Here is a 22842-nt window from a genome sequence, read left to right as displayed (position 1 = left end):
AATATGTCATTAAATGTTAAAGAATTTAAGAAGAATGCTTATCGGATAACAAAAGAGCGTAATATTACAGCTTTACGTGTTAGGGTACCAGGTGGTCATTTAGAGGCGAAATATTTAACAATTCTTCAACAAATAGCTGAAGAGTATGGAGATGGAAATCTGCATATCACAACACGTCAAGGCTTTGAGATTACAGGAATTCCAATGGATAAAGTAGAGGAAGTCAATAAAAAGGTTGCTCCTCTGATTGAAGGTATGGAAAAAGGAATTGGTGTAGAGATTGGTAACCCAGAAGATGGTTATCCAGCAGCTGGAACTCGTAATGTATCAGCTTGTATTGGAAATAAAGTCTGTCGCTATGCTAAGTATGATACTACTAAATTGGCTCAAAGAATTGAACGTAATATCTTTCCTAATGACTTTCATGTGAAAATTGCAGTATCTGGATGTCAAAATGACTGTATTAAGGCTCATATGCAAGACTATGGAGTATTAGGTATGGATCTTCCAGTTTATGATGCTTATCGCTGTATTAGTTGTGGGGTATGTGTGAAAAATTGTAAGAAGAGAGCAACAGGAGCATTAAAGTTTGAAAATTATAAAGTTGTTAGAGATGAAGATAAGTGTATAGGCTGTGGTGAGTGTATTTCTAAATGCCCAACTAATGCTTGGACAAGAGATACAAGCAAAAAATACTATAAATTATTAATTATGGGGCGTACAGGTAAGAGAAACCCTCGTTTAGCAATGCCTTTTTTAGAATGGGTAACAGAAGATGCTATCATTGATATTATTAATAATACTTACCAGTATATAGACAAATATATTGATCGGAGTTTAGCTAAAGAGCATGTAGGTTATATCGTAGATCGAACTGGATTCCAAACTTATAAAGAAGAGGTTCTAAAAGGTGTAGAGTTGAATCCAGAATGTAGAATAGCAGAACATATAGACTGGCCTGGATATAAAACAAATACAAGCAATAATTTCACTAAAGTAGGAAATAAGTAATAGCTGAAGAGAAGAAGACCATTTTAGCTATTATAAATTAAAAATATATTTTGTTATAAATTTTAAATAACTTAACTCGAGGGAAAAGCTCCTTCGAGTTTTCATTTTTGTTAAATTGGTATATAATAAGGCTAAAAGCATAAAGGAGTAGTAGAATGTTTCGAGTTAAAGAAATATTGATTGAATTACTAAGAGCTTGGAATTTAAAAGGAGAAACTATAGATTCCTTAGCTGAATATGCATTAATAAAAAGCTATCAACCTGGGCAAATAATTTTTTTTGATGGCGAAGAGGTTAATAAGTTATATATTATAGTAAATGGAAGGGTAAAGGTTTCTAAGTTCACTGAGGGTGGTAAGGAAAAGATGATTCACATCTTAGAAAGAGGAGATGTAATTAATGAGATCAGTTTAGATGGTAGAAGAAGTTCTGTAACTGCCGAATGTATAGAAAAAGGAGGGATTATTTCAATAGTTATTGACCCTCTATTAAGGATTATGGAAGAAGATTTTAATTTAACTTTACATATCTTAAATTCCGCTAATTTAAAGTTGCGGCAGAGTTATCGACAATTAAGGAATTTAGGTCTAAAGAAGACAGGGCCAAGAATTGCAAGTAGGCTCTGGAAGTTAGCTAGAGATTATGGAAAAGAGGATAGAGAAGGAATTGAGATAGATCTTAATTTAAGTCAACGTGAATTGGCATTAATGATTGGAACTAGCCGAGAAACGGTAAGTCGTTTTCTAAAAGAGCTTGAACGAGAAGAGGTTATTCTTGTAGGCAATACACAAATAACTATTTTGGATATAGATGCTTTGCATGATTGGACCTGAGAATAATTCAAACTATTTATAAGATTTATTGCTTTTTGTGATATAAATCAACGAACTAAAGTTTATAGTATGTAATAATAGATTTAGAAAAGAAGTCAAGGGTCTAAATAATAAATTTACTTAAATTTCAAACAAGGAGTGATATAAATGAGTTTGGTATTAGGACATATTCATCATTGGTTATATAATCAAATTAAGGTGGTTGAAGAACGTGAGATAGAGATTATAAATGCTTTTAAAGAAAAGTATGAAAGTTCAGAAATTGAAGAGATCGTAGAATCTATAAGAGAAGAATATGGAAATCTAAAAGGTGAGACCCCCTTAGAAGAATTAATTGGAGATAGTCATATTCATCCATGGTTAGAAGGAGCTATTAGTGTAGCTCAAACAAGGGAAGCTGCTATTGTAAAAGCATTAATGGATCAATATAATGATAAAGAATTATTAGTAGAAGTATATCGTAATAATGGAGCAGAATTAGCTAATGCTTCTTTAAATGAATTAGACTCAAATGATTTAAGAGCTGCTTTTGAACTATTGAAAAATACCTTGGTAGAAAGGATGCCTTGTGACCGTTTATCTGCAGTAGTAAGAAATGAAACAGATAAGATTATTTGGAGACATAATGGACAATTGCATACGGAATTTTGGAAAGCAGCAGGTGTTTCAATAGAATTAATGCATGAGTTGTATAGTATTTGGATTGCTACCTTTGTAGCTGCTATTAACTCAGATATTAATCATGAGCGCGAACTACTAGATGGTCAATATGAGGATATCTTTACATTATAGTTGTTATAGAAGTCTAGAATAATTACTAAAATTTATACGAGTTAAGTTTTAACCTAGATAGTAGCTCTTTTTATATTAATATAAAACACTATAATCCTATAAAATAATTGTTGAGAAGTATAATTTTATTTTTACCTCCAGATACTAATATTTGATTAAATCTAAGGAGGTAAAAACATGGACACTACAGGTCAAGGAACAAAAAAAGATCTCTTAGCAAAAGGGGCGGTTTTGCAAAGGGATGGTTCATATGCTATTGCTCCCCATAGTCCAGGGGGTTTATTAGAACCTGATCAATTGATTAAGATTGGAGAAATAGCTAAAAAATATAATGCTGCAACAGTGAAAGCTACTAGTTCTCAAAGGTTGGCAATTGTAGGAATTAAAGAAGAGGATATAGATGCAGTATGGAATGATCTGGGGATGGATCCTGGATATGCTATAGGAGTTTGTGTTAGAAGTGTTAAGTTTTGTCCAGGAACCACCTTCTGTAAAAGAGGTCAGCAAGATTCAGTTTCAATTGGTATGGAATTAGATAAAAGATACCATGGAATGGAATTACCAGGTAAGTTTAAGGTTGGAGTTAGTGGCTGTGTAAATAAATGTATGGCCACTGAATTTAGGGATTTAGGATTGATGGGAACATCAAAAGGTTTTCATATTTATGTCGGGGGGCATGGTGGAGTTAAGGCTAGATTAGGACAAGTTTTAGCTGAACATCAAACACCAGAAGATTCACTGAAAATTATAGATAATATTATGCATTATTTCGAAGGAAATGGAAATAAACGTGAGAGATTAGGAGAGTTTATTGATCGAATTGGTTTCGAGGAATTTGAGCAAGAAGTAATGATAGATTGAATTTATAAGCTGTTAGTTTTAAAACTAACAGCTTAATCTATATTAGATTGGAGTGTGAAAATAATGATTAAGTTACCTGAAGGTGGTAATTTACAAAGGATAAAAAATAGTAAAAGAACCTATTCTATTACTCCGCATATAAGTGGAGGTTTAACTAATCCCAAAACTCTAAAAAAGATAGCAGATGTAGCTGAAAAATATAATTGTACTATTAAGATAACTTCAGGACAACAGATAATGTTAATTGGATTAAAGGCTGAAGAAGTAGACCAAGCTTGGGATGACTTAGGTATGAAACCTAAGAATAGATCAGGACTAAAGTGTAAAGGGGTTAGATTTTGTCCAGGTACTAGTTTCTGTAAACGTGGCAAGGTAGATTCAGTGAAGTTAGGAATGGCTTTAGAAAATAAATATTTAGGAATGGAGTTACCATCAAGAATGAAAATGGGAGTAAGTGGGTGCCATTTATCCTGTACTGCTCCAGCAATAAGGGATATTGGGGTTGTAGGTAATGAAGAAGGATTTGAATTAAGATTAGGTGGATCTGGCGGGCATAAACCTATGTTAGCAAAGCCACTTGCCAATAAATTAAAGCATGAAGAAGTTTTAGTATTAATTGATCAAGTTATAGATTATTATAAAGATCAGGGGCGAGTAGGAGAAAGGTTAGGAGAAATGATAAATAGAATTGGTTGGGAAGAGTTTAAGAAAGAGATTATTAACAAGGAAGAGGTTAAAATTATAATTTCAGCTGAAAAATTTAATCTTAGTGATATAAGCAATGATTTTAACTCTAAATGTAATCATTAGTAGATAAGAAAGGGTTAATATTTAAATATTAAAAATTGGTGCATTGTATAATTAAATGCACGGATAGTTCAAAAAATAAAAAATGACACACATTAATACCTCATATATAATGTTAACTGACCAAAGCAAACATTGGAGGTATTAAATATGTGCCAAAATAATTATAACACAAAAAGTAGAAAAGGAAAACATTTAAAGTGGGAAGAGAGAAAGATAATAGAACATTTATATAATATACAAAACAAATCGAAGACAGCAATAGCAAGAGAGTTAGGGAGGCATAGGACGACAATAAGTCGAGAAATTGAAAGGGGAAAGCTTGTATTATTAAATTCAGATTACACTAAAAGAATAGAATACGATGCTGATATAGCTCAAAACTTATATGATAACAATGCGACTGCTAAAGGAGCTAAGATTAAAATAGGAAAAGATCATCAATTAGCTGAATTCATAGAAGAAAAAATAAAAGGAAATTATTCTCCAGAGGTAATTGCAGAGATGATTAAAGAGGATGATGGGTTTGAAATTAAAATACATTGGAAGACGATATATAATTATATAGATTAAAGGCATTCTGTTTATAGATAGAGAGAAGATTTGGTTTATGGTAGATATAAAAAGACTAATAAATCTAAACAGAAAGAAAAAGAATCAACAAAAAGGAGAAAAGAGGGAAGAAAGATATCAGATAGGCCTAAGGAAGCTGATAAAAGGTCAGAAATAGGTCATTGGGAAATGGACTTAGTAGAGGGTAGGAAAGGTAAAGATGAGCCCTTTTTATTAGTTTTAACAGAGAGATATAGTCGCAAAGAAATAATAGAACTAATACCTAATAAGACTCAAGAATCTGTAATAAAAGGATTAGATCGCGTAGAAAGAAGAATAGGAGTTAGAAAATTTAGAGACTTATTTAAAACTATAACTACAGATAATGGTAAAGAATTCTATGATTATGAAGGGATAGAAACTTCCTTTACAGGAAGTGATATCTCAAGAACTAGTCAATATTATGCTGATGCTTATTGTTCTTGGCAAAGAGGTAGTAATGAGAATTTAAATAAAATGATTAGAAGGTTTTTACCAAAAGGAAGTAGCTTTAAGAATATTAGCAGAAATGAAGTTAAAAGAATTGAGCGATGGATAAATAATTATCCACGAAAAATGTTTGGGTTTAAGAATGCAAATTATATATTTGAAGAACAGTTAAAGGCAGCTTAAAATTTATGAGGTATTGAGTAATAAAAAACCGTGCATTTTATATTGCAATTTATAAAATATTAAAAATTATATATTTTTTCTTGACACTTATCAACTAAGATGATAATATATTAAATGTCGCAAGGGAAAATAGTACCTTAGGCAAACAAATATATAATTGTGGAGGGGTTCCCGAGTGGTCAAAGGGAGCAGACTGTAAATCTGCCGGCGACGCCTTCAGAGGTTCAAATCCTCTCCCCTCCACCATTTTATTAGCTACTGGTTATTAGCTTTTAGCAAGTTCTTTTAAAGATCTAAGCTAGAGGCCAACAATTAGCAGCCAACAACTAAATTATGCCGAGGTGGCGGAATTGGCAGACGCATCGGACTTAAAATCCGGTGGGCTTTTATGCCCGTGTCGGTTCGAACCCGACCCCCGGTACCACTTTAATAATTAACAATGTAAAATTGATAATTGATGATTAAAGGTCTTGGATTTAAAGATTTTAATTATACATTATCAATTGTTAATTATAAATTAAATAAATGTCGCGGGGTGGAGCAGTTGGTAGCTCGTCGGGCTCATAACCCGAAGGTCGTTGGTTCGAATCCATCCCCCGCAACCAAAAATCAATGGAGAATGGAGAAATGAAAATTGAGGATGAAGTTCTTAAAGATATTTAATTCTCAATTCTACATTATCAATTCTCAATTATATATCCGTGGCGGTGTAGCTCAGCTGGCTAGAGCATACGGTTCATACCCGTAGAGTCGGGGGTTCAAGTCCCTCCGCCGCTACCATAATTAATTTTAAGTAACTATTTCCAATCTGGGAATGGTTTTTATTATTTTATTTAATAAATTATTAAGCCAGGGGATTAGTTTTCTTATTTGATATAGTTATCCGATTTATAGATGTCTTTTGATAGAAGATAGTTGGATACTTCAGTAACTAGTAACAAGTGATGAGTAACGAGTAACCAGTAAATAAGTAAGCTGTCATCTGCTCTAGTTACTTGGTACTGATGTTTTATATTCATTAAATTTCGCTTTAGAATTGGATATCTATATGAATTCAAGAGTATTTTACAATAGGGAGTAGAAAGAATTATTAAATTAAAGCTTTGAAAATAGTATCTACATATGTTTGACTTATAAGAGAAAAAGAGTAGATTAGGAAATCTCCTAATCTACTCTTTTTCTTATTTTTGCTTTTTAGCTTTTCGTTCTAGTTCAGCCTGCCGCTCAGCTCTAAGAAGGTCTTGCTCCTTAGATTTCACGAAATAAATGCTTTCATAGTACATTAATATCACCTCACAAGTTGTTTTATAATAAAAACTTGCTCGGCTACTCAGTACTTTAAAGAGAACGAATTCTACTAATTACTCTCTTCTTACTAATATTATATGATAGTTCAGAAGATATGTAAACAATTTTCTATAATTAGAATAAAAAACTTATGTTTCAAAGTGAATATTAACACTGATGACAAATACTAATAATAGAGAAAAGGTATATTATTATTTGTGCTGAATAAGTTAGATAATTGGATAGTGCACAATATATATAGTATTTTTAATGCTTTTTATTTCAAATTAAAAAAGCAATTATGTATTATTATCTAAAATATGAATAATTATGGATGAAGAGAATATATTTTATTGTAGTAGTCTTTTATTTTCTATTTGAGATGTAATGAAAATATAAGTGAGAAAGGAGTTTATGATCTAATAGTTTTTAAGATATAAAGTATTTATATCTTATTCTTATTTAAATAACTTTTTTTATATTTGAATTTGTTAATAAAAAAACTATTTTATTAAGTTCTATGGTTGTATTTATCAATTAAGAATAAAATGGTAGATGCTATAAAAATATTAGTTATTACTTTAAAACTGAAATATTACTAGCAATATATTCAAGAAAAGAAGGTATTTAGGGGGGATGCTTCAATAGGATTAAGTTTATTTTTGTAACTTAATTGTTAGTTAACTGTTATTATTTAGATAGAGTAGTGTGATATAATTATAAAAAAATTGAACAATCAAGTTTAATTTTCAATTTTATACTATAAATGAGCAAAAATGATTATATTAATTTACAAATACTATAATTAGGCTGTTCATGCAGGTTAATATTTTTGTGTATTTAAGACATGTATATAAACAACTCTAAAAAGTAAATTAAAACCTTATTTTTACCATGCCCCGAGGATGATTTTTCCGAGGAAATACTCTTGGGGTGCGAATGAACACAAATTAACACTAATAAAAGATTCAAAAAATCTTTTAGACCTTAAACCTTTCGTGGTTTCAAAGTTTTTAGTTTATTTTTATTTCACTTTAAGGTTGGATATCTACATCACCAGTCTAGAATAATTTAAAATTAATCATTTACATTAATTGGCTTGAAATTTGTTCCTTTATAGTTTTATATTATTTGTTAGACATATTGTTGAAACATAGTTATTAGCCTTAATATTTTCATGAAAATATTAAGATATTTGTAGAGCTTTTCTTTAATCTATCCATTTATTTTTGATGTTATTGTTATAAATTAGTATACTTATGTGAGATTAAAAGATCTTATTTTGTTGAAATTTTAAAGTATGTTAATAGGTTTAGAAAAGTTATATAGTATTGTTAATCTAATTAATTATAAAATAGATTAACAATATTCATTGATTGTAGTCTAAATAATTTAGAGCAGAAGTATGAAGATAAAAGAATACTACAAGAGAAATGGAATGATCCAAAACAGAAAATATTTATACTTATAATAATTTGAAAGGGGTAGAACATATCTGTAATATTAGATATGAATTAAGAAGAGATGAATGAATTAAAGTTTTTTAAAAGAAAAGTTTTGAAGTTTAATACATAATTTGTTTATCGGTTTTACTTAAATGATCTACTTTATGTTTTAATCAATTAATAAGATTTTGTTTGTTGGGTAAGAAGAGTATTAAATATAAAAAATATCTATTTTGAAATTTTAGTAGATCTTGATATTATTAAAAAAATCTAAATTAATAGTTATTAATAAGTATATCTTTTTCATAATCTAATTAGAGAGATATTATTAAATTAATCAAATAATTTTAAAGGAGGAGATTATATGTCTAAAATTCAAGAAGTTAATTTAAATCAATTAAAAGATAAAGAAATTTTGACTAGTGCTCAATCTAGTGAATCGGTACCTAAAAAAAATAATAATGAAATTGAAGATACTAATCTTGATATGAATAAAATACCTGATCAATATGGTGATAATAAGCTGGTTTTACAAGTTAAAAATCCAACTACTGCACACTTATATTGGGAGTATACATCTGCTAGAATAACTAATGTATGTTCAAAAGCAGGCTATAGTCAAGGTGATGATATACCTTTAATTTTAAGAGTTTATAATTTGAGTTTAGGAAGAGATTATAATGTTTATTATGATATTGATATTAGTGAAGGTCATAATAGCTGGTATTTAAATGATTTGAAATCAGCTAAATCTTATGAAGTAAAGTTGGGTGTTTTGGATCAATTTGGAAATTTACATTCTGTTCTTAAATCAAATCGTATTAATATGCCAGCAAATCAAGTTAGTGATATATTAGATGAGGAATGGATGACTGTAAAAGAAACTATGGATATTGTCTACTTATTATCTGGAGTTTTACCTGCAGGAATTAATGTAGAAGATACAATGAGTTCTGATGATCTAATTAAAAAAGAGGTACGCCAAATTAGTAGGGAATTCAATATTGACATTTCTACTTTAGAAAAGAGATTGAGTTCTTTGGAGTTGATAAAAGGTTCTAGTGAGCGTTTAGTTGGTTCTTCAGATGTATTTAAGTAGTTTGTTGAATAAATAATAAATATAGTTAGCTGCTAACTATATTTATTTAAAAGCTATATCAAACCAGCACAATGTAAATTTTTTACAAAAAATAAAGGATAAAAAATAATCTTGTATAAATTATTATATAAGGTACAAATGATAATTTTAAATCAAATTTGTATATTATATTAAATTTGTTGGGAGTGATAAATGTGGTAGAAGAAAAAGGATATTTAGCATTGGTATTGCATGCTCATTTACCTTTTGTAAGGCATCCAGAGCATGAACATTTCATGGAAGAAAATTGGCTTTATGAGGCTATTACAGAGACCTATATACCTTTGATTAATCATTTTGAAGGTTTGCATAGAGATGGTATTGATTATAGATTGACTATGTCTTTAACTCCACCATTAATATCTATGTTGACAGATCCTTTGTTACAGGATCGCTATCTTAGACATATTAATAAATTAATCGAATTAGCTCATAAAGAGGTAGAGCGAACTAAAGATCAACCTAAAATTAATAAAGCAGCTAGATTTTACTTAGAGAGATTTGAAATAGCTAAAGATACTTTTTTACATAAGTATAAGAAAAATTTAGTAAATGCTTTTAAGAAGTTTCAAGATTTAGGTTATTTAGAGATTATAACTTGTGGTGCTACACATGGCTATTTACCATTAATGCAACAGTATCCAGAAGCTGTAAGAGCACAGATTGAAGTGGCAATAGAAACTCATAAAAAACACTTAGGTAGGGAACCAAGAGGGATCTGGTTGCCAGAATGTGCTTATTATCCTGGTGTTGATAAGATATTAAAAGAATTTAAGATTAGATTTTTTGTTGTAGATACCCATGGAATTTTACATGCAACACCTCGTCCTAAATATGGGGTTTTTGCACCTATTTACACTAAATCAGGAGTAGCAGCTTTTGCTAGAGATCAAGAGTCTTCTCGTCAAGTATGGAGTTCTAAAGTGGGTTATCCAGGAGATTTTGATTACCGAGAGTTTTATCGTGATATCGGATTTGAATTACCTTTAGATTATATTGGGCCTTATATTCATCCAGATGGTATTAGAATGGATACAGGAATCAAATACTATAGAATTACTGGAGATGAAGCAGGCTTAGATTCTAAAGCACCATATGATCCAGATAGAGCTAGGGAGAAATCAGCTGATCATGCTGGAAACTTCTTGTTTAATAGAGCTAAACAAATAGAATATTTAAGTGAATTGATCGATAGAAAGCCAATGGTATTGTCTCCTTATGATGCTGAATTATTTGGACATTGGTGGTATGAAGGTCCAGATTTCTTAAATCATTTAATCAGAAAGGCATATTCTGATCAAGATGTAGTTAAAATGATATCCCCTATTGATTATTTGGAAGAGTACCCAAGCAATCAAGTTTGTCAACCACCAATGTGTAGTTGGGGTGCCAAAGGATATAATGATGTTTGGTTAGATGAAAGTAATGATTGGATCTATCGTCATTTACATCAGTTGGCTGAAAAGATGATAGAGTTAGCAACAGAAATTGATTATCCTGATGATTTAACTAGAAGAGCATTAAATCAAGCTGCTAGAGAGGTACTGTTAGCTCAAAGTAGTGACTGGGCATTTATTATGATGACAGGTACTACAGTAGAATACGCAGTTAATAGAACTAAAGCCCATATTAGTAGATTTCTTGGTTTATATGATCAAATCAAGTCAGGAAATATTGATGAAGATTGCTTAAGTGATATAGAGTGGAAGGATAATATCTTCCCTGATATTAATTATGAAGTCTATAGTAGAAAATATCAGCCTAGAATAGAAGGTAAAGGTGAGGATATTAAGATTTGTAATTAAGTCAGTAATTAGTCTATATAATAGATTAAATATGATGATTTAGAGGTGGTCTGATGCAATTTTATGGCAGTATATCAGTCAATCCAGAATTACCAGTGGAAATTGAAGGATTAAAGAAATTAGCAGAGAATTTATGGTGGTCTTGGAACCCAGAAGCAGAAGAATTATTTAAGAGAATTGATATGAACTTATGGGAAGAGGTTGAAAAAAATCCTATAAAGCTTCTTTCAAAAGTAAGCTATAAAACTCTACAAAATTTGGGTAAAGATAAAGAGTTCTTAAGATGTTATAATAAAGTTATGGAATCTTTTGAAAAGTATTTAAATAGAAGAGATACTTGGTTTAATTTAAATTTTGATTCTTTAGATGATAATAGAGTAATCGCTTATTTCTCCGCTGAATTTGCTTTACATGAATCATTGCCAATTTATTCTGGAGGTTTGGGTGTCTTAGCTGGTGATCATTGTAAGTCAGCTAGTGATCTAGGTTTACCTTTTGTTGGAGTAGGATTACTTTATAGGAATGGTTATTTTAGACAAGAGATCAATGAAGAGGGTTGGCAAAAATCTATTTATAATGATTTAGATTTTAAAGAGCTAGTTGTCAATCCAGTAAAGGATAATGATAATGATCTAGTTGTTTCTGTTAGATTAGAGGATAGAGATGTATATTTAAAGGTTTGGGAAGTAAAGGTTGGAAGGGTTTCTCTTTATTTGTTAGATGCTGATCTAGAGGTTAATAATAAAGTCGATAGAGCTTTAACCTCTAGATTATATGGTGGAGGGCCAGAAACAAGAATATCTCAAGAGATTATTTTGGGTATTGGTGGAACAAGAGCTTTATATAAAATGGGATATCAACCAGTGGCATGGCATATGAATGAAGGCCATTCTGTTTATTTGGGATTAGAAAGAATTAGAGATCTAATCCAGGATTATGATATGAATTTCTATCAGGCAATAGAAAAAGTATCTGCTAATACTGTCTTTACTACTCATACTCCTGTTCCTGCAGGTAATGAAGTCTTTTCTTTTAGTCTTAAAGATAAATACTTCTCTAAATATTGGAATGAGATAGGGATCAGTAGAGAAGAATTTATGAAACTTGGTAAGATTCATGATTATGATGAAGGTTTTGGTTTGACTGTTTTAGCATTGAATTTATCATCTTTTCATAATGGTGTTAGTAAATTACATGGAGATGTGTCTAGTGCTATGTGGAAAGAATTATGGCCTGGAGTACCAACTGATGAGAATCCTATAAGTTATATAACTAATGGGGTTCATACTTTGACTTGGCTTGCTCCAGAGTGGAAGAATTTATTGGATAAGTATCTACCAGAAAATTGGAGAGATAGAATTGTAGAGCAGAAGATGTGGAAAAAAGTTAGAGAAATTCCTAATGAGGAGTTTTGGAAAGTCCATAAAGACCTAAAGGCAAAGATGATAGATTATATTCGCAAAAGAGATTTAATAAGAAGACAGAGGGATAGTAAAATAAATAATTTAAGCAAAGATAGTAACTTATTAAATAAGAATAGTTTAACTATCGGTTTTGCTCGCAGATTTGCTACATATAAGAGAGCTACATTAATATTAAAAGATTTAAAAAGGCTTAAGAAAATATGTAATAATCAGGGGCAAGAAGTTCAGTTTATCTTTGCAGGAAAAGCACACCCAGCAGATATTCCAGGGCAAGAATTAATTAAAAAACTTCATAATATAGCTGAAAGTGAAGAGTTCAAAGGTAAGATAGTTATTTTAGAAGATTATGATATGAATTTGGCTAGATATTTAGTTCAAGGGGTAGATGTTTGGTTAAATACTCCAAGAAGGCCTTTAGAAGCTAGTGGAACTAGTGGACAGAAGGTAGCAGCTAATGCTGGGTTGAATTTCAGTATCTTAGATGGCTGGTGGTGTGAAGGTTATAATGGAAAGAATGGTTGGACTATTGGTCATAAGTCAGAGTATAGTAGTTCTGAAGAACAAGATCTGATTGATAGTATTTCATTATATAAGACCTTAGAAGAAGAGATAGTACCCTTATATTATGATACTGACAGTAATGAAATAGCAGAAGAATGGATTGCTAGAATGAAAGAGTCTATGATTACTAATGCTCCAGAATATAGTACAGATAGAATGGTACAAGAATATACTAACAATTTATATTTACCTGCTATAAAGCGAGGAAAAGAATTGGATCAAGATAATTGTCAATTGGCTATAGAGTTAGCGGATTGGAAGCATAAGTTAAAGTCTAATTGGGATAAAATAAAAATTTATTCTGAGCAAGAAGGTAATCAAGGAAGCTTTAGCATTAAAGATGAGATTGAATTAACAGCTAAGGTTGATTTGGGGCAGCTATTAGCAGAAGATGTGGAAGTTGAAGTTTATCTAGTTAATAAATTAAATGAATCTCAGACTAAAATTATTCCAATGGAATTTCAATTAGAAGAAGATGGGATTTATAATTATATTGCTAAGATTAATTTTGATGAAACTGGTATTTATAATTATACTTTTAGGGTACTACCAAGTTCAAAAAATTTAACTCATAGGCATGAGTTAGGTTTAATTAAATGGATTTAATATAAAAAACTCGGGTTCAAACCCGAGTTTTTATATTGTAAAACTTATTTTTTGACTTAGATTTCAAAACTTAAACTTTAGCCTGTGTTCTATATAAAATTTTTAGATACTATTGACAGTTAAAGAATATTTTTTTATAATATTATTAGCACTCAATACCATTGAGTGCTAATAATATACTTGCTTTGATTTAAAGATTAGTCAAATAGCCATAATAAATTAGAAAATATTAAATAAGAGAGATCCTAATTTATATTTTTCTAATCAGTAAAAAATATTATCTGGAGGTGCTAAAGATGAAGATGGATAACTTTACGATTAAAGCACAAGAAGCATTAATGGAAGCTCAACATTTAGCGGAAGATTATAATAATCAAGAACTTTATCCTACCCATTTATTATTGGCACTGCTAAAACAGGATAAAGGTATTATTAGACCTATTTTACAGAAGTTAGAGATTAATTTAGATAGTTTATATAAAAAATTAGAAGAACTAAGTGATAAATTTCCAAAGGTATACTCAGATGATGGAGAATTATATACATCTCAGGATTTAGCTAGAGTATTAAGACAGGCTAGAAAAGAAGCTAAGAGTTTGGAGGATGAGTATATTTCTACTGAACATTTCTTATTAGCTATTCTGGCAGAAAATAATAATAAGGCTGCTAAATTATTGACTGAAAAGGGGCTTAATTTAAAAGATGTCAAAAATGCTATTAAGGAGATTCGTGGTGGTAGAAAAGTCAGTAGTCAAAATGCTGAGGGGCAGTATAGGGCTTTAGAGAATTATACTATTGATTTAACGGAATTAGCTAAAAAGGGTAAGCTTGACCCTGTAATTGGTCGTGATGAGAAGATCAGAAGAATTATGCAGGTTTTATCACGGCGGCGCAAAAATAATCCAGTCTTGATCGGTGATCCTGGTGTTGGTAAGACTGCAATTGTAGAAGGATTAGCCCAAAGAATTATTAATAGAGATATTCCCGATAGTTTAAGGGATAAACGGGTAATTTCACTTGATATGGGAGCTTTAGTAGCAGGGGCAAAATATCGTGGTGAATTTGAAGAACGCTTAAAATCTGTACTTAAAGAGGTTAAGAAAGCCCAAGGAGAGATAATTCTATTTATCGATGAAATGCATACTTTGGTTGGGGCAGGAGCTACTCAAGGTGCTATGGATGCAGCTAATCTGTTAAAACCTGCTTTAGCAAGAGGAGAGTTACGTTGTGTAGGTGCAACTACTTTAGATGAATATAAGCAACATATTGAAAAAGATGCTGCATTAGAACGTAGATTTCAACCTATTTTAATTGATGAACCAAGTATAGATGATACGATTTCTATCTTGCGGGGATTAAAAGAGAAATATGAGATACATCATGGAATTAAGATTCAAGACAATGCCTTAGTAGCTGCAGCTAAATTATCAGATAGGTATTTAACAGAGAGATTTCTGCCAGATAAAGCAATAGATTTAGTTGATGAAGCAGCTTCTAAATTAAGAATTGAGATCGATTCTATGCCTGCTGAAATTGATGAGTTGGATCGTAGGTTACGTAGGTTAGAGATAGAAAAAGAGGCTTTAAAAAAAGAAGATGACCATATGTCAAAAGAGCGTTTAGAGGATATTGAAGAGGAGATAGCAGAATTAAAAGAAGATATCAACCCATTAAAAGCTAAATGGAATAATGAAAAAGAGATTATTCAGCGAATTCAAGATATAAAAGAGGAGATAGAAGAGACCAAAATCAAAGCAGAGTCAGCAGAACGTGATGCTGATTATGAAACTGCAGCCAGGTTAAAATATGGAAAACTTCATCAACTGAAGGAAGAATTAAAAGCAGCTAACACTAAGGCAGAGTTACTGAAGAGAGAGAGAAATCTGTTGAAAGAAGAGGTTAGTGCAGGTGATATTGCAGAAGTGATTGCTTCTTGGACCGATATTCCAGTAACTAAAGTAATGGAAGGAGAGAAAGATAAGTTAATTCATTTAGAAAAAGAATTAAGCAAAAGAGTTGTAGGTCAAAAAGATGCTATTAAAGCGGTTAGCAATGCTATTCGCCGTTCACGAACTGGTTTGCAGGATGAAGATCGTCCATTAGGTTCATTCTTATTTATGGGGCCAACAGGTGTAGGTAAGACTGAGTTAGCTAAGACTTTAGCAGAATATCTATTTGATGATCAAAGAGCAATTGTAAGATTAGATATGTCTGAATATATGGAACGCCATGCTGTAGCTAAGCTGATTGGTTCTCCTCCAGGTTATGTTGGATTTGAAGATGGAGGGCAGTTAACAGAAAAGATTCGCAGAAAACCATATTCTGTTATTTTGTTAGATGAAATAGAAAAAGCCCACCCTGATGTCTTTAATATTTTATTACAGGTGTTAGATGATGGGATTTTAACTGATAGCAAAGGTAAAAAGGTTGATTTTAGAAATACAGTGATTATTATGACTTCAAATCTTGGTTCCCAATATATTCAAGATCTTGTAGACAGGACAGAGGTGGAGAAAAAAGTAAAAGATGTAGTTGAGTCACATTTTCGTCCAGAATTTATTAATCGGATAGATGAACAGATAATCTTCCATTCATTAGATCAAGAAGATATTAAGAAGATTATCAATATCCATCTTACTTATTTGGAAGATAAATTAGCTAAACAGAATTTAGAGATAGACTTAACTCAAGCTGCCAAAGATGAAATAGCTGAATTAGGTTATGATCCTGCTTATGGTGCAAGACCATTACAACGTGTGATTCAGAAATATATTAAAGATAAATTAGCTCTAAGATTATTAGAAGGTGATATTGCTGAAGGTGATAAAGTGACTGTAGATTATGATGGAGAAGATTTTATATTTAATTAAGGAAAAGTTGAGGTGATAAACCTCAACTTTTTTATTAGCATCTATAAAAATCTATGCAAGGAGAAGTAATCTTTAGTATAATATGACTAGATAAGATAGTTATTTATAAGTGCAATTTAAAAGGGGGATAATAGATGAAGAAGGTCTTGGTAATTTTACTGGGATTATTAATTCTATTTACTTTAAGTAGCAGAGCTTATAATAATACTCGACAGGGATATATTATAGGGAAGGCAGTTAAGCTAAGGGAAGGTAGTAATACAGATTCTAAGGTTAAACTGCTTTTAGATATTGGTACTAAAGTAGAAATATTAGAAAGATCAAGGTCTAAAGAAAATAATAAAAATTATACGGATTATTACTATAAAGTCAACTTTAATGATCAAAAAGGATGGGTTTTTGGAGAGTTTATTGCTGAAGATAATTCTTTAGAAGAGGAGTTAAATTTAAGATTAGATCATTATTTTAATTCAAGCAATTTAGCTTCAAAAGAAGCAATAAACACTCTATTAGCTTATGCTGAAATAAGCTCTAATCCAAAATTAATAGATAAGGGTTTAAGATATATTATCAAGCTTAAAAAACAGGAGATCGATAAGTATAGGAGTGATTTTAAAAATATCGAAGAAGGGATATTTGCTGAATTTCAAACTGGATTTGAGCAAGAAGAATATACTTCTATCGGAGATGTGCTTAATACCCCCCAAGATAATAAATTAAAAGAAAACTTAGAGTTGATTAGGAATGAGGGCTATAGGATATCTATTCCTGAAGGAAGCCTTCTTCTTGAGGTTAATCCAGATTATTTATTAGCTAAATTTGAAGCTTTTATTTCAAAGGGATATGCTAAGTTTTTAAAGCTCCAATCTCGAGAAGTTAACGAACATGCTGGAGAAGATGCAGCAATATTAATATCATGGGATGAATTAGCTGCAAGATTATTATCTTGGGAGAAGTTGATAGATGAATATCCTAATCTTAAAGAGGTAGATTTAGCTAAAAGAGAGTATAAATCTTATTTGAGCTTGTACTTATTTGGAACAGATAATACACCAGCATTTGCTTATTGGGATGATTACATCTTAAGAGAAGAAGCAAGATTGAGTTATGAGAATTATTTAAAGAGATATCAAGATACAGCTACATATCAAATTATAAAGGATTATTATGAAGAGGCTAAAAATAATGGCTTTAAGTGGGATGATGGCTTAAATAAATACAGGGATAGAATTTGGGGTAATTAATCTAATTTAGTATTCAAAAGGGACAATTTAGCTAAATTGCTCCTTTTGCTTTGTGCAAACTTATATTTAAATTTATTACTTTGATAGTAAGGAAAATAGTTCTAAAACTTAGATATTATTGAACTATTAAGCAGTTAAAGATGATTTTATCTGTCTAAATATCATAAGAATAGAATTACTTTGTTATTTTTATTGAACTTTTTGCTATAATATAATATAGTAATTAAGGGAAGAAGTAAGTTGTTTAATAAGATATGCAGAAATATACATAAGAAAATATCTTATTGTTAAAATAATGCATAACTGAAGTAAGTTTGACTACATATTTATAGCTTATCTTCTGTTAATATAATTTGATTTTTATATTACTAAAGTGATAAGAGGAAGGTCGACTTAGATTAAATGACTTAGCATTGCGAAATAATCTTTTAATTAGCAGTTTATATATTCTAATTAATTTTAATGCTTTAATTAGTTAGATTTTTGCTAGATACTTAATCTTAAGTTTGAAAAACTAACGCCAAAAAGTGATAATTTATATTTGTGATAAGTTATAGTTGTCTAAGCTTATGGTGAAATCTGAATCTATCTTTATGGATATTAAGATACTTCAGTAACTAGTGACAAGTGATGAGTAAGCAGTAAAGAGGTTAACTTATCACCTGTTACTAGTCACTTGTTACTGTCACTTTAGATTTGGATGAGTATATTTAGGAGGTTTAAAAACAAGTAGTAGCTAAAAGGGATAATTAAATATCTTAATATTATTGCTAATAACTTGAGCAGTTGTTATTTTGGTAATGAAGGGGCTGTATGAAATGAATGAAGGAGGAAATTATGTGATTGTATTAGGTGGAATGATAGGAGTTGGCAAGACAACTTATGCTGAAATGATAGCAGAACATTTAGATAGTAAAGTTTTTTATGAAAGTGTTGATGATAATCCTTTATTAGATAAATTCTATTCAAATAAAAAGAGGTGGGCCTTTGCCTTACAAATACATTTTCTGAATAAAAGGTTCAAATCGATTAAAGAGGCCTTAGAAGATAGAAATAATGTTTTAGATCGTAGTATTTATGAAGATGCTTTATTTGCAAGAATTAATTATGAAGATGGAAATATGGCAGAGGCTGAATTTGATTGTTATCTTGAGTTGCTAGATAATATGATGGAAGAATTAGAGGGTATGCCTAAGAAGGCACCTGATTTATTCATTTATTTACAGGCATCCTTTGAAACCATAGAAGATAGAATTGAAAAAAGAGGAAGGGATTTTGAACAGTTTGATCATAATCCTGAATTAGAAAGATATATGAAAAATCTTCATTCTAGATATGATGACTGGGTATTTAATCACTATGATGCCTCAGAGGTATTAGTTATAGATGCTGATAGATATGATGTCACAAAAGAAGAGGACAAGCAAGTAGTACTATCTATTATCGATAAAAGATTAGCAGAGTTCTCTTAAATTTAGATTATAGTAAAATTGTATAATTTCACTTAAGAGTTAGAGGTTTAAACCTCTAACTCTTTTTTTATAAGTTTTAATAAATTAGGTTGTGATTTGCTTACAATTTTAGATAGCTTCTGATCTAAATTCAAATTTTTAGGTTCTATCCCATAGACTATAAAATTAACAGGCAGTCCTGTGATTTCTCTGGCTAATTTAATTACATTTAATAATGAATACTCATGAAAATCTCTTATAATATTTTGGCTAGATTTAAAATCTTCTTCAGCTAGCCTATAGATGCTGCCAGGTTTTTCACCTCCTTTAACCGCATCAATTACAATTACCTTCGCTGCTTTACTTATTTCCTCTAAATAATAAAGAGGTGAGGTTCCTACTTCCAAGGCTAAGATTCTCTCCCCAAAATTTTCTTGTTGTAGTTTCTTAATTACATGGATTCCAACTCCATCATCAGACATGATTAAATTTCCTAATCCAATTATTAAAATATCATATTTTATTTTATTCATATTTAATATTTATGATAATAAAAACATATTATTATCTTAAGGAATATCTAAAAGGGTGATAATATGGATAGAGATCAGTTTGTAAAAGGCTGCTATATCTTAAGAAATAGTAAAGATTATAAATTGAGTCAACATATCTTAACTGGTGTTAGGGGATATAAAGATAAGAATAGTGGTAAATTGCCAGTTCTATGGTTAGAAACAAGTGACAGTGGTGACAACAATATTTCGTTTATGAATACAAGCTATCCTTATTTAGGGCAGGTTTTTGAAGAGATGATTGATCTTTTATATAGTAATACCTTTATGGCAGCTCAAGGTAAATATGCTTTAGATATTTTACGAAAAGTTACTAGATATAAGAAGGGAGAGTTTATATTAGTAGTAGAAGGTGCGATTCCTACTAATGCTAATGGCTTATATAATATAGTTATTGAAACTGAAGGAGAAAAGATTACTGCTTTAGAAGCGGTAAAGTGGTTAGGAGGATTAGCTAAATATGTTGTAACAATTGGAACCTGTGCTAGTTTTGGTGGTCCATCAGCTGCTAAACCTAATATTACTGGTGGAGTTGGGGTAAGTGAGGTTTTAGATAGAGAGATAATTAAGGTAAGTGGTTGCCCAGTAAATCCAGAATGGTTTGTGGGTACTTTAGCCTATTTATTGATGTATGGTAAGCCAGAGCTTGATGAATTAGGGAGATCAACTTTATTTTATGGATATACTATTCACCGCCATTGTCAGCGACGTTCTTATTTTGATCGAGGTAATTTTGCAGAAAAGCTAGGGGATATTGAGTGTATGTTTAGCCAAGGCTGTGTAGGTCCCAAAACCTTAGCCGATTGTCCATATCGCCAATGGCTTAACGAAAATTGGCCAGTGGAAGCTAATACTCCATGTATTGGTTGTACTAATCCAGACTTTCCAGATGGATCAACCCCCTTCTTTACTCCTTTATCTGAGAAGAGGAATAGAGAAAAAGAGGATAAGAGGGAGGAAAGAAGAGATGAGTAAGAAGGTAACTTTTAGTCCTGTTACTCGCTTGAGTGGAATTTTATCAGTTAAATTAACTATAGATAATAATATAGTAGTAGATGCTGATGCTAGTAGTACGATGTTTAGAGGTTTTGAATGGATTATGAGAGATAGACATGTTACTGATGCTGTGTACATGACACAAAGAGTTTGTGGAATTTGTTCTTTGGCTCATGGTGCTATTGGAAGCTATCTACTAGATGAATTATATGATAATCAGATTTCAGAGGATGCTCAATACTTAAGGAACATTATGTATGGGGCAGATTTTTTACAGAATCATATCAGGCAAATTTATTTTTTCAGTCTTCCTGATTATGTAAAGATGCCTAATCGACCTCCTTTCCATGGTCAAAATTTATTAGATGCTCGTTTAAAACCTAGAGATAATCAGTGTTTAGTAGATAATTATTTTAAAGCAATCAAAATTGCTCAGCAGAGTCATCAGATTTTAGCATTATTTGGTGGAAAAGCCCCTCATCAGCATAGTTTTGTTCATGGAGGGGTAGCTGTAGCTCCAACAGTAGATAAGATTAATACAGCTTTATCCTTAGTTGAGCAGATTCATCAATTTGTTAGTAAAACTATGCTGCCCGATATTAAATTAATCTCTAGAGTTTATAGCGATTATTTTGAAATTGGAGTGACTCCACGCCGTTTATTATCTTTTGGGTTGTGGAGATTTGGTGCTAACAATGATAAGTATTTATGGAAGGGAGGAGTACTTAGGGGTAATCGTTTAGCTGAAGTAGATCTTGATTTAATTAATGAAGGTATTATTAACTCTTGGTTTGAGGGAGACGCTGATAATATTTATGATGGGGAGCTAGAGCCAGAGCCCTTAAAGGAGAGTGCTTATAGTTGGGTTAAGACAGTTAAGTATAAGGGAGAACAGTTTGAGACTGGGCCTTTAGCAAGATTAATTATTAATGGGCTATATAAGGGTGGAACTTCAACAATGGATAGAATTATGTCTAGAACTCTAGAAACTTTATTAATCACTGAATTAATGATAAAGTGGCTAGCTAAATTAAAGCCTAGTCAAGAGGCTCCTATCAAGCAGAATAAAGAACCAATAAAAGATCAAGTTATAGCTACTAATGATGCTATGCGAGGTGCTTTATTACATAGTGCTAAGATTAATGATGAAGAGGTAATTAAATATAATATTATCACTCCAACAGTTTGGAACTTCTCCCCTAAAGACCAGCATGGAAATTTAGGGCCTGTTGAAAATGCTATGGTAGGAACTAAGATACGTTATCCAGGAGAGCTGTATACTGTTTTAGGGAGAATTATCCGTTCCTTTGACCCTTGTATGTCTTGTGCTACTCATGTACTTGATCTTAAGGGGAATGTTAAAGGCAAGGTGGTATTTTGATATTTATAGGTATGAAATAAGGTAATAGATAGAGATTACGACAGTTTCGGGATTAGGCGTTAGGAGGTAGGAGTTAGGAAGACCTTACTAACCCCTATAACCTATGACCTAGCACCTAAAAATGTCTCTTTATATCTATTAACTTTTATTTTTACTTTAAATAATTACGTATAAATAGGTGGAGATTTTAAATGCATGAGATGTCTTTGATGACCCAATTATTTTCTATTATTCAAGAGTACATCATGAAGTATGGTTTAGACAAAGTAACAAAAATAGTATTAAAGGTAGGTGAGATGAGTTGTGTAGAAGATGAATCATTGAATTTTGCTTTTCAATTTTTTGTTAAGGATACAAAAGTGGAAGGAGCTGAACTAATAATAGATAGAGTAGAAGCTATTAATAAGTGTCAGTTTTGTGGAATAGAATATAAAGCTGATTTTACTAATAAGATATGTCCAGAATGTAAGCGGTTTAATTATAATTTAATTAGTGGTGATGAAATATTATTAGAGAAGTTAGAGGGGGAGTAAA

General features: G+C 31.0%; 15 protein-coding genes, 4 tRNA genes and 1 pseudogene. 19 read left to right on the top strand and 1 reads right to left on the bottom strand.

Going from position 1 to position 22842, the window contains the following annotated elements; genetic code table 11:
• Positions 1 to 3: 3 nt before the first annotated feature.
• The 16 genes and pseudogenes from asrC to OREMA_RS0107265 all read left to right on the top strand — a co-directional run bounded on the left by asrC (position 4) and on the right by OREMA_RS0107265 (position 19380).
• Complete coding sequence (gene asrC / locus OREMA_RS0107345; protein ID WP_018248622.1) at positions 4 to 1011, top strand: sulfite reductase subunit C; 1008 nt, start codon at positions 4 to 6, stop codon at positions 1009 to 1011.
• Positions 1012 to 1166: 155 nt separating this feature from the next.
• Positions 1167 to 1844 (top strand): Crp/Fnr family transcriptional regulator, encoded by a 678-nt coding sequence (locus OREMA_RS0107340; protein ID WP_018248621.1) that lies wholly within the window; start codon positions 1167 to 1169, stop codon positions 1842 to 1844.
• Positions 1845 to 1991: 147 nt separating this feature from the next.
• Complete coding sequence (locus OREMA_RS0107335; protein ID WP_018248620.1) at positions 1992 to 2636, top strand: hypothetical protein; 645 nt, start codon at positions 1992 to 1994, stop codon at positions 2634 to 2636.
• Between the two features lie 177 nt (positions 2637 to 2813).
• The gene (locus OREMA_RS0107330; RefSeq protein WP_018248619.1) at positions 2814 to 3497 is read left to right on the top strand and encodes a nitrite/sulfite reductase domain-containing protein; all 684 of its coding nucleotides are present in this window, start codon (positions 2814 to 2816) and stop codon (positions 3495 to 3497) included.
• A gap of 63 nt (positions 3498 to 3560) precedes the next feature.
• A complete protein-coding gene (locus OREMA_RS0107325; RefSeq protein ID WP_018248618.1) occupies positions 3561 to 4307 on the top strand; it encodes a nitrite/sulfite reductase domain-containing protein in 747 nt (248 codons plus the stop codon).
• A gap of 147 nt (positions 4308 to 4454) precedes the next feature.
• A pseudogene (locus OREMA_RS19460) lies at positions 4455 to 5528 on the top strand (IS30 family transposase).
• Positions 5529 to 5689: 161 nt separating this feature from the next.
• Positions 5690 to 5774, top strand: a tRNA-Tyr gene (locus OREMA_RS0107315).
• Positions 5775 to 5863: 89 nt separating this feature from the next.
• A tRNA-Leu gene (locus OREMA_RS0107310) sits at positions 5864 to 5952 on the top strand.
• A gap of 105 nt (positions 5953 to 6057) precedes the next feature.
• Positions 6058 to 6133, top strand: a tRNA-Met gene (locus OREMA_RS0107305).
• A gap of 98 nt (positions 6134 to 6231) precedes the next feature.
• A tRNA-Met gene (locus tag OREMA_RS0107300) sits at positions 6232 to 6308 on the top strand.
• 2316 nt (positions 6309 to 8624) lie between these two features.
• A complete protein-coding gene (locus tag OREMA_RS0107290; RefSeq protein ID WP_018248614.1) occupies positions 8625 to 9359 on the top strand; it encodes a DUF4912 domain-containing protein in 735 nt (244 codons plus the stop codon).
• 194 nt (positions 9360 to 9553) lie between these two features.
• Positions 9554 to 11203, top strand: a complete 1650-nt coding sequence (locus OREMA_RS0107285; protein ID WP_018248613.1) for a glycoside hydrolase family 57 protein — start codon at positions 9554 to 9556, stop codon at positions 11201 to 11203.
• A gap of 53 nt (positions 11204 to 11256) precedes the next feature.
• Positions 11257 to 13794 carry an alpha-glucan family phosphorylase gene (glgP, locus tag OREMA_RS0107280; protein ID WP_018248612.1) on the top strand — a complete coding sequence of 846 codons (2538 nt, stop codon included), beginning with the start codon at positions 11257 to 11259 and terminating at the stop codon, positions 13792 to 13794.
• 296 nt (positions 13795 to 14090) lie between these two features.
• Positions 14091 to 16664 carry an ATP-dependent chaperone ClpB gene (gene clpB, locus OREMA_RS0107275; protein WP_018248611.1) on the top strand — a complete coding sequence of 858 codons (2574 nt, stop codon included), beginning with the start codon at positions 14091 to 14093 and terminating at the stop codon, positions 16662 to 16664.
• 134 nt (positions 16665 to 16798) lie between these two features.
• A complete protein-coding gene (locus tag OREMA_RS0107270; protein ID WP_020493460.1) occupies positions 16799 to 17908 on the top strand; it encodes an SH3 domain-containing protein in 1110 nt (369 codons plus the stop codon).
• Positions 17909 to 18726: 818 nt separating this feature from the next.
• Positions 18727 to 19380, top strand: coding sequence for a deoxynucleoside kinase (locus OREMA_RS0107265; RefSeq protein WP_018248610.1), 654 nt, complete (start codon positions 18727 to 18729; stop codon positions 19378 to 19380).
• Between the two features lie 47 nt (positions 19381 to 19427).
• On the opposite strand, the gene OREMA_RS0107260 is transcribed toward OREMA_RS0107265, so the two are convergent.
• Positions 19428 to 19892: a hydrogenase maturation protease gene (locus tag OREMA_RS0107260; RefSeq protein WP_083900082.1), complete on the bottom strand. Its 465-nt coding sequence runs from the start codon at positions 19890 to 19892 to the stop codon at positions 19428 to 19430.
• A gap of 63 nt (positions 19893 to 19955) precedes the next feature.
• Between OREMA_RS0107260 and OREMA_RS0107255 the strand changes: the two genes are divergently transcribed.
• From OREMA_RS0107255 to hypA, 3 genes are all read left to right on the top strand, one after another.
• Positions 19956 to 20906: a hydrogenase small subunit gene (locus tag OREMA_RS0107255; RefSeq protein WP_018248608.1), complete on the top strand. Its 951-nt coding sequence runs from the start codon at positions 19956 to 19958 to the stop codon at positions 20904 to 20906.
• Positions 20899 to 22308 carry a nickel-dependent hydrogenase large subunit gene (locus tag OREMA_RS0107250; protein ID WP_018248607.1) on the top strand — a complete coding sequence of 470 codons (1410 nt, stop codon included), beginning with the start codon at positions 20899 to 20901 and terminating at the stop codon, positions 22306 to 22308. The genes OREMA_RS0107255 and OREMA_RS0107250 overlap by 8 nt, the downstream gene beginning before the upstream one ends.
• A 191-nt stretch (positions 22309 to 22499) precedes the next feature.
• Positions 22500 to 22841 (top strand): hydrogenase maturation nickel metallochaperone HypA, encoded by a 342-nt coding sequence (gene hypA, locus OREMA_RS0107245; RefSeq protein ID WP_018248606.1) that lies wholly within the window; start codon positions 22500 to 22502, stop codon positions 22839 to 22841.
• Position 22842 lies beyond the last annotated feature (1 nt).

The sequence above is a fragment of the Orenia marismortui DSM 5156 genome, assembly GCF_000379025.1.
GTDB lineage: Bacteria > Bacillota > Halanaerobiia > Halobacteroidales > Halobacteroidaceae > Orenia > Orenia marismortui.
Note: the sequence above shows the minus strand (reverse complement) of the source record. Positions and strands in the feature narration are given on the sequence as shown.